Source organism: Vibrio sp. 10N.247.311.13 (genome assembly GCF_041467595.1).
Lineage (GTDB): Bacteria > Pseudomonadota > Gammaproteobacteria > Enterobacterales > Vibrionaceae > Vibrio > Vibrio crassostreae_C.
In genome coordinates, this window is sequence record NZ_JBFSUX010000064.1 from 21,279 (window position 1) to 30,030 (window position 8,752).

Genomic DNA, 8,752 nt, shown 5'->3' on the forward strand with positions numbered 1-8,752 from the left:
TCCTGATGTCATTATTATTGTTCTTCGAACGTTATCGTTCAATTAAAGCACAGAACTTGTACGTTCGCTGCACAATCGATATAGCATTTTGTTATGACTATATATGCGATTGATCACTCTTGCCTGTTCAATGAGTAAATCCAGTATCTTAAGTGAAGGTTTATACAGGGTGTTTTATCCCTTAAATGACGGTTTGCTCTGAAAAACGGTGCGAATGTAAAAAAAACGCAACTTTTCATTGACGTCCAGTGGTAAAAATTGATACACGTAGAGTAAAGCACAAGCAGAGAATTTGATATGCAGCACGTAAGCCACCTAGTAATGACCACAACCATTATTATTACCGACATTAACATTGTTGGGGCAGGCTGCTAAGTAACGGATTTTTAAAAAAAAGGCCTGTATCCAACAAGATACAGGCCTTTTTTTGTACCATTTTTATGACTTATGGAGAAAGGGATGCGCGTTTTAAAGTTTGGAGGTTCATCATTAGCTGATGCAGATCGTTTTTTACGAGCGGCTGATATCATCGCTAATAATGCCCAGCAAGAAGAGCTAGCCGTTGTACTATCGGCTCCAGGAAAAACAACCAATAAGTTGGTCGCTGTTATTGAAGCTGCACTGAAAAATGGTGAAGCTGACGCACAGATTACAGAGATCGAATCTTCATTTAACACACTGTTTGCAGAGATCAAAGCGGTCGTGCCTTCTATCGATGGTGCCGCGTTTCAAGAGCAGGTGGATACCTCTCTTGCTCAGCTAAAGCAGTTCGTGAATGGCATCAACCTACTTGGTATGTGCCCGAACCACGTTAATGCTCGCATCATCAGTAAAGGTGAGCGAATCTCTATCCAGTTAATGAAAGCGGTACTGGAAGCGAAAGGCCAACCAGCAAGCCTGATTGACCCTGTCCAATACCTATACGCTAAAGGCGATCACCTTGAAGCTATGGTCGATGTGGATGTCTCTACTCAGAACTTCCAACAATCTCCACTTCCTAAAGGTCACGTTAACATCATGCCTGGCTTTACTGCGGGTAATGAAAAAGGTGAGCTAGTCACACTAGGTCGTAATGGTTCTGACTACTCAGCGGCTGTGTTAGCGGCGTGTCTACGTGCTGATTGCTGTGAAATCTGGACTGATGTCGATGGCGTTTACAACTGTGACCCACGCTTAGTTGATGATGCTCGTCTGCTCAAGTCTCTTAGCTACCAAGAGGCGATGGAGCTTTCTTACTTTGGTGCTTCGGTTCTACACCCGAAAACCATTGCTCCTATTGCGCAATTCCACATTCCTTGTCTGATCAAAAACAGCTTCAACCCACAAGGCGCAGGTACTTTGATTGGCCAAGACACTGGCGAAGATAACCTAGCAATCAAAGGTATTACGACGCTAAGTGACCTAACCATGGTTAACGTATCAGGCCCAGGCATGAAGGGCATGGTAGGTATGGCGAGTCGTGTATTCGGCGCGATGTCTTCTGCTGGCGTTTCTATTGTCCTTATTACTCAATCTTCTTCTGAGTACAGCATCAGCTTCTGTATTGAATCGGCTGATAAGGTGAAAGCGAAACAAGTGTTGTCAGACGCGTTTGAACTTGAACTTAAAGATGGCCTGTTAGAGCCGGTTGAGTTCATGGATGACGTTGCGATTGTAACGCTGGTGGGTGACGGTATGCGCACTTCACGTGGCGTAGCATCTCAGTTCTTCTCTTCTTTAGCTGAAGTGAACGTCAACATTGTTGCTATTGCTCAAGGTTCTTCAGAGCGCGCTATTTCAGCGGTTATCCCTGAAGACAAAATCTCTGAAGCGATCAAAGCGTGTCACGAGAACCTATTTAACTCTAAGCACTTCCTTGACGTATTCGTTGTTGGTGTTGGTGGTGTTGGTGGTGAGCTTGTTGACCAGATCCAACGTCAACAAGGCAAACTGGCTGAAAAAGGCATCGTGATTCGCGTATGTGGTTTAGCAAACAGCAAAGGCTTATTGCTAGATAGCGATGGTCTACCGCTAGAGCAGTGGCGTGATCGCATGTCGAGCGCGACAGAAGAGTTTAGCTTAGCGCGCTTAAATGCACTTGTTCAACGTAACCACATTATCAATCCAGTATTGGTTGATTGTACGTCTAGCGAAGGCATTGCGGCGCAATACGCTGATTTCCTAGCGGCTGGTTTCCACGTGGTAACACCAAATAAGAAAGCAAATACAGCGAGCATGGCTTACTACCATCAACTTCGTGAAGTTGCACGTAACTCACGTCGTAAGTTGATGTACGAGACAACAGTAGGCGCAGGTCTACCGGTCATCGAAAACCTACAGAACTTAATTTCTGCGGGTGATGAGCTTGAGAAGTTCAACGGCATTCTTTCTGGTTCACTGTCGTACATCTTCGGTAAGCTTGATGAAGGTATGACACTGAGCCAAGCAACCAATATTGCAAAAGATAACGGCTTCACTGAACCGGATCCTCGAGATGATCTATCTGGTATGGATGTGGCGCGTAAGTTGCTTATTCTTGCTCGTGAAGCAGGCATGGCGCTTGAACTTGAAGATGTTGAAGTAGACCAAGCTCTGCCACCGGGTTTTGATGATTCAGGTACGGTTGAAGAGTTCATGGCTCGCCTACCAGAAGCGGATGCTTACTTCAAAGAGCAGTCAGCTATCGCAGCAGAAGAAGGTAAAGTACTTCGTTATGTGGGTGAAATCGCTGAAGGTAAGTGTAAGGTTCGTATCGCTGCTGTTGATGGCGACGACCCAATGTTCAAGATTAAAGATGGCGAGAACGCATTAGCATTCTACAGCCGTTACTACCAACCAATCCCTCTAGTACTGCGTGGCTACGGCGCGGGTACTGAAGTAACAGCTGCTGGCGTATTCTCTGATGTGATGCGTACTCTTGGTTGGAAATTAGGAGTTTAAGAATGAGTTCAAGTGATATGGATGTTGTCGTTTATGCTCCTGCATCAATCGGTAATGTCAGTGTAGGGTTTGATGTGCTGGGGGCCGCTGTGTCTCCAGTGGATGGCACGCTGCTAGGTGACCGAGTTATGGTTAAAGCCGGTGATGAACCATTCTCACTTAAAACTGCAGGCAGCTTTGTTTCTAAGCTGCCAACTGAAGCAAAAGAAAACATCGTTTACGACTGCTGGGTGGTGTTCTCGAGAGAGCTTGATAAAAAAGGCGTTACGCTAAAGCCTTTAGAAATGACACTAGAAAAGAACATGCCTATCGGTTCAGGTTTGGGTTCTAGTGCATGTTCAATCGTCGCGGCACTGGATGCGCTAAACCGTTTTCACGGTCAGCCCCTGAATGAAACTGAACTGCTTACTCTGATGGGTGAAATGGAAGGCAAGATTTCAGGTGGTATCCACTACGATAACGTTGCGCCATGTTACCTTGGTGGTGTGCAGCTCATGCTTGAAGAGCTAGGCATCATCAGCCAAGAAGTACCGTGTTTTGACGACTGGTACTGGGTAATGGCTTATCCGGGTATTAAGGTTTCAACGGCTGAAGCGAGAGAGATCCTACCATCTCAATATCGTCGTCAGGATATTATTGCTCATGGTCGTCACTTAGCGGGCTTTATCCACGCGTGTCATTCAGGTCAACCTGAACTGGCGGCGAAGATGATCAAAGACGTGATCGCTGAACCATATCGTGAGAAACTGCTTCCAGGGTTTGCTGATGCTCGTAAATACGCGCTGTCAGCTGGGGCACTGGCTACTGGTATTTCTGGTAGTGGTCCAACTCTATTTAGCATTTGCAAAGAACAAGATGTCGCCGAGCGTGTTGCACGCTGGTTAGAACAAAATTACGTACAAAATGAAGAAGGATTCGTTCACGTTTGTCGCCTAGATAAGCAGGGTTCGATCGTTACAGGAAGTGAGTTATGAAACTGTACAACATCAAAGAAAATGATGAACAAGTCTCTTTTGGCCAAGCCGTTCGTCAAGGCTTAGGCCGTAATCAAGGTCTATTTTTCCCATCTGAACTGCCAAAGTTTGATGATATCGATGCGCTGCTAGCAGAGGACTTTGTCCCTCGTAGCTCAAAGATTCTGTCAGCATTGATTGGTGATGAATTACCAAAAGAACAGATCGACCAAATGGTGGATGCAGCGTTCCAATTCCCTGCACCAATCAACCAAGTAAAAGACGGCGTTTACGCGCTTGAGCTTTTCCACGGTCCAACACTGGCGTTTAAAGATTTCGGTGGCCGCTTTATGGCTCAATCTTTAGCAGCTGTTTCTGATGGTGGTCAAATCACTATCTTAACGGCAACATCAGGTGATACTGGTGCGGCGGTTGCGCATGCTTTCTACGGCATGGAAGACATCAATGTTGTGATTCTTTACCCGAAAGGCAAGATCAGCCCACTGCAAGAGAAGCTGTTCTGTACGCTTGGCAAGAACATCCACACTGTGGCGATTGATGGTGACTTTGATGCGTGTCAGGCTCTAGTTAAAGACTCATTTGATGACGCTGAACTGCGTAAAGAGATCGGTCTTAATTCGGCAAACTCGATCAACATCAGCCGTTTAATGGCTCAGATCTGTTACTACTTTGAGGCGGCTTCTCAGCTGACTAAAGAGCAACGTGAAAACCTCGTTATCTCTGTACCAAGTGGTAACTTTGGTAACCTAACGGCTGGTCTATTGGCTAAAGCGCTAGGTCTACCTGTTAAGCGTTTTATCGCAGCAACTAACGAAAATGACACTGTTCCTCGTTACCTAGAAACAGGTCAATGGGATCCAAAACCGACTGTTGCGACAACATCGAACGCGATGGACGTAAGCCAACCAAACAACTGGCCTCGTATCGAAGAGCTTTGCCAACTGAAAGGTTGGGGCTTAGATACACTAGGCAAAGGTAAAGTATCTGACGAGCAGAGCGCTGAGTCAGTTCGCGACCTAAAAGCACAAGGTTACCTATGTGAACCACATGGTGCGATTGCTTACCGTCTACTGGAAGAGCAACTGCAAGAGAACGAAACTGGCTTGTTCCTGTGTACAGCACACCCAGCGAAATTCAAAGAAGTGGTTGATGACATCCTAGGTTCTGATATCGAACTGCCTGGCCCGCTAGCAAAACACGCGGCGATGGAATTGTTGTCTGAAGATCTTGATAACGATTTTGAAGCGCTAAAAGCTGTGCTTCGTCGAGTTCAACCGTAACGTCCATTTGTTTTTCGAACAAATAAAAACGGCGCTCAATGAGCGCCGTTTTTGTATTCTAATTTAAGCTCTAAAAATTATAGAGACTCAGTGAACGTACGTGCGATAACGTCACGTTGCTGTTCAGTTGTTAGAGAGTTGAAACGTACAGCGTAACCCGATACACGGATAGTTAGCTGTGGGTAGTTCTCTGGGTGAGCAACTGCGTCTTCTAGCGTTTCACGCTTAAGAACGTTAACGTTTAGGTGTTGACCACCTTCGATGCGTGGTGCTGCTTCGATTGCAACTTCACGGCTTTCGTACTCGCCTAGGTCTGCAGCTGAGATAACTTGGTCAGCTTCGAAACCTGCAGTAGCAACAACACAACGAGCTTCATTCTTCTCGCTATCTAGTAGCCAGATTGAGTTTAGTAGGTCATCGTTTGCTGCTTTAGTAATTTGAATACCTTGGATCATAACTATCTCCTAGTCCACTGAATGTGGTTTGATTATGGTGTTAACTTTCGATTTTTATTGAGCTGGGTAATATATACCTAATATTAGTAAGGTTAACATTGATTCAAGTCAAAAAACAACCAAAAACCATATTTTTACAAAGGTGATTATATTGAGGTAAATCAATAAAACCTTTAAAAACAAAGTAATTACAAAATATTTTAAAGTATAAAAAATATTTAACAGTCATATTTGTTGTAAGTTTACTACATTTGTTGTGTTTTTATTGAACTACAACCGATACAACCCTTTATTTATTAAGCATTCTGAAAGTGTAAAGTGATTTAATGACAAACAATAATTCATCCTCAAAACCGGAAACAAATATTAAGTTTATTGGCGCTCATGTGTCGGCTGCTGGTGGTGTTGATCAGGCGCCTATGCGTGCACGTGAAATAGGTGCCAATGCGTTTGCACTGTTTACCAAGAACCAGAGACAGTGGGCGGCAAAACCACTAGAAGCGAAAACCATTAGTGCCTTTAAAGCCAATTGCAAAATGTTGGGCTACGGTGCTGAGCACATTCTTCCTCATGACTCCTACCTGATTAACCTAGGAGCGCCAGAAGAAGAGAAGCTAGAGAAATCACGCGCGGCTTTTATTGATGAAATGGAGCGTTGTAATCAACTTGGACTAACGCTTTTGAATTTTCATCCTGGGAGTCATTTAAAGAAAATCTCAGAAAGCGAATGTTTGGCGAAGATCGCTGAATCGATCAACCTAGCTCATCAAGCGGTACCTGACGTAATCGCAGTGATCGAGAATACGTCTGGGCAGGGCACTAATCTGGGTTGGAAGTTTGAACATCTAGCCGAGATTATCGAGCAGGTAGAAGATAAGTCACGTGTGGGTGTGTGCTTAGACACCTGCCATACGTTTACTGCTGGCTATGACTTACGTACAAAAGAGGCGTGTGAGCATACTTTTGCTGAGTTCGACCGCATCGTGGGTATGCACTATCTAAGAGCAATGCACATCAATGATTCAAAAGCTGAGTTCGCGAGCCGAGTCGATCGACACCATTCTTTAGGAAAAGGCGAAATTGGCTGGGATTGTTTTGAGTATATTGCCTCTGATTCTCGCTTTAATGGTATCCCTCTTATCTTGGAAACCATTGATTCGACGATCTGGAAAGAAGAAATTCAACAACTTAGAATGTTTCATCGCTCAGCAACGCTAGCGAGCGAACAAGCGTAATAATAGAGGGGGAAATTTATTTCCGTCTATTTCTAAAAATTGGCACCTTTCTTTCATAGTATTAAAGTGAATATGTAGTTCACGATGTCTTAGAGGAGGTGCCTTTATGTATTCAATCACCCAAACTTCAACTATTGCTGTCGCACGCCGTTTACCTACACCAAACCGTCACGTGCATAACCACGGCCACCATCGTACACAGCAGAAAAGTGGTTAATCGAGATAAGCACAACTTGAACTGATTATTATGATTCATCAACAAGTGAACCCTACACATCATGTTTATTGATAGCTGTATGAGGTATAACTAGAGCCTTATTTAGGACAGTTAGCCGATACAGCTATTTTTTTGTCTGGCGAAAGCCGCTAGAAACCTTGATGATTGGGAAGTAAAACGATGAGCGCACCAAAGACTTGGGAATCCATTATTAATGATGAACGTGATAAAGAGTACTTTCAGAGTGTCCTCGCGTTTGTTGAACAGCAACGTAATAGTGGTAAAACCGTCTACCCGCCACAAGAACAGGTGTTCAGTGCCTTTGATATGACGCCTTTCGAATCCGTGCGAGTGGTTATCTTAGGGCAAGATCCTTATCACGGTGCTAACCAAGCTCACGGCTTAGCATTCTCAGTGCTTCCTGGTGTGAAAATCCCACCTTCTCTACGCAATATGTACAAAGAGCTTGCACAAGATATAGAGGGCTTTGAGATTCCTAGTCATGGTTATCTCGATTCTTGGGCATCGCAAGGGGTGTTGATGTTGAACACAGTCCTTACAGTCGAAGAGGCAAAAGCACACTCACATGCTAAGTGTGGCTGGGAAACCTTTACCGATGCCATTATTGCTGAGCTCAATCAGCGCTCTGAACCGATCATCTTTTTGTTGTGGGGCGCACACGCCCAGAAGAAAGGTCAAGCGATTGATGACGACAAGCATCATGTGTTGGTTGCACCTCACCCATCGCCATTATCGGCACGCCGTGGATTCTTCGGTTGTCAGCATTTCTCTACAACCAACAAGCTGCTTTCTTCTATGGATCAACAACCTATTGACTGGCGTTTACCAAAAGAAGTGTAGGTTGGTGGTTTTCTGAGCAGGGTCAAATCATAAATCAGCATATTCGTATACACTTATAAATAGTAGGTGTAATGGAGTGCAATACTATGATGATTGAAAGGATAAGACGAGAGCATGGCTATATGGCTCGTTTACTCGCGATACTCAACAGTAAGTTAGAGTTTCTGAAACAGGAGCGAGAAATAAACTATAGCCTGATCGCAGAGGTGGTTCATTACCTTATGAACCATTCAGACAAAGTGCATCACCCTAAAGAAGACGTCATTTATCGCTACTATCTTAAGCAATATGGCAGCGAGCAAGCGATTGAAGACTTGGAGTTAGAGCATCAATTGCTTTCTGAGAAAACGGCGGACTTTTTAGGTTTGGTCGATATGATCCTTCAAGATGCGGTGGTTCCTCAGCAAGTCTTTATTGAGCAGCTTGAAGCGTTTGTTAAGGCTCAGCGAAAGCACATGGAATATGAAGAGAAGCATGTGCTACCCATGATTGTTGAGGCGTTCACGGTGAAAGATTGGCAAGAAGTGGAGTCTCAATGGCTTCAACCGGAAGATGACCCTGTTTTTGGAGAGACCATCGCCGATCAATATCGCCAACTCGCGGCTCGGGTTCGACAAAATGAACAAGAGTGTGTTTAGCCCGTTGTAATGTTGAGGTGCACCTATTTTAGGTGTCCTCTATATTAGAGGGTTGGTTTCCAAATGGCGCTTTGAGCGGATTAACTACCTCAAAAAATAAAAAAGGCACCTATATAGGCTGTCTCTTATACACAAATCCCTAAGCCACGCTTGGGGATTTTTTTTGAACTATT

The 8,752-nt window shown here is 44.5% G+C and carries 7 protein-coding genes and 1 other annotated feature; of the genes, 6 read left to right on the forward strand and 1 reads right to left on the reverse strand.

Features of this window, described 5'->3' with window-relative positions; translation table 11 throughout:
- The first annotated feature begins 310 nt into the window (after window positions 1-310).
- Window positions 311-430, forward strand: a sequence feature (Thr leader region).
- Window positions 431-459: 29 nt separating this feature from the next.
- Genes thrA through thrC form a run of 3 tightly spaced genes read left to right on the forward strand, consistent with a single transcriptional unit; the run spans window position 460 to window position 5,173 of the window.
- Window positions 460-2,919: a bifunctional aspartate kinase/homoserine dehydrogenase I gene (thrA, locus tag AB6E52_RS19565; RefSeq protein ID WP_102319760.1), complete on the forward strand. Its 2,460-nt coding sequence runs from the start codon at window positions 460-462 to the stop codon at window positions 2,917-2,919.
- 17 nt (window positions 2,920-2,936) lie between these two features.
- Entirely contained in the window at window positions 2,937-3,893 is a 957-nt protein-coding gene (thrB, locus tag AB6E52_RS19570) for a homoserine kinase (RefSeq protein WP_102319763.1), read from the forward strand.
- Window positions 3,890-5,173 (forward strand): threonine synthase, encoded by a 1,284-nt coding sequence (thrC, locus tag AB6E52_RS19575; protein WP_017059314.1) that lies wholly within the window; start codon window positions 3,890-3,892, stop codon window positions 5,171-5,173. The genes thrB and thrC overlap by 4 nt, the downstream gene beginning before the upstream one ends.
- Before the next feature lie 77 nt (window positions 5,174-5,250).
- Here the strand turns inward: thrC and grcA are convergent, their stop codons facing one another.
- Entirely contained in the window at window positions 5,251-5,628 is a 378-nt protein-coding gene (gene grcA, locus AB6E52_RS19580) for an autonomous glycyl radical cofactor GrcA (RefSeq protein WP_017059315.1), read from the reverse strand.
- A gap of 326 nt (window positions 5,629-5,954) precedes the next feature.
- Here grcA and nfo point away from each other — a divergent pair, with 326 nt between their 5' ends.
- The 3 genes from nfo to AB6E52_RS19595 all read left to right on the forward strand — a co-directional run bounded on the left by nfo (window position 5,955) and on the right by AB6E52_RS19595 (window position 8,579).
- Entirely contained in the window at window positions 5,955-6,863 is a 909-nt protein-coding gene (nfo, locus tag AB6E52_RS19585; RefSeq protein WP_102319761.1) for a deoxyribonuclease IV, read from the forward strand.
- A 397-nt stretch (window positions 6,864-7,260) separates the two neighbouring features.
- Window positions 7,261-7,941, forward strand: a complete 681-nt coding sequence (ung, locus tag AB6E52_RS19590) for a uracil-DNA glycosylase (protein ID WP_102319762.1) — start codon at window positions 7,261-7,263, stop codon at window positions 7,939-7,941.
- Window positions 7,942-8,027: 86 nt separating this feature from the next.
- The gene (locus tag AB6E52_RS19595) at window positions 8,028-8,579 is read left to right on the forward strand and encodes a hemerythrin domain-containing protein (protein ID WP_017070073.1); all 552 of its coding nucleotides are present in this window, start codon (window positions 8,028-8,030) and stop codon (window positions 8,577-8,579) included.
- Window positions 8,580-8,752: the final 173 nt, after the last annotated feature.